We start from the raw sequence: 317 nt of genomic DNA on the forward strand, positions 1-317 counted from the left end.
TCCCTGATAGCTCAGTTGGTAGAGCACTCGACTGTTAATCGAGTTGTCACAGGTTCGAGTCCTGTTCGGGGAGCCATTTGCTCTCATAGCTCAGCAGGTAGAGTGCATCCATGGTAAGGATGAGGTCACCGGTTCGAACCCGGTTGAGAGCTTGTTATAGGATGGCCCGTTGGTCAAGGGGTTAAGACACCTCCCTTTCACGGAGGTAACAGGGGTTCGAATCCCCTACGGGTCATAGGATAGTATGGAGGCTTAGCTCAGCTGGGAGAGCATCTGCCTTACAAGCAGAGGGTCGGGGGTTCGAGCCCCTCAGCCTC

3 tRNA genes are annotated in these 317 nt (G+C 54.6%); all 3 read left to right on the forward strand.

What is annotated here, in order from left to right:
• Positions 1-76 (forward strand) — tRNA-Asn (locus G9G54_RS24975).
• Positions 77-79: 3 nt separating this feature from the next.
• Positions 80-152 (forward strand) — tRNA-Thr (locus tag G9G54_RS24980).
• Positions 153-163: 11 nt separating this feature from the next.
• Positions 164-235: transfer RNA gene (locus G9G54_RS24985), tRNA-Glu, on the forward strand.
• Positions 236-317: the final 82 nt, after the last annotated feature.

The sequence above is a fragment of the Paenibacillus sp. EKM212P genome (genome assembly GCF_011066115.1).
Lineage (GTDB): Bacteria > Bacillota > Bacilli > Paenibacillales > Paenibacillaceae > Paenibacillus > Paenibacillus polymyxa_B.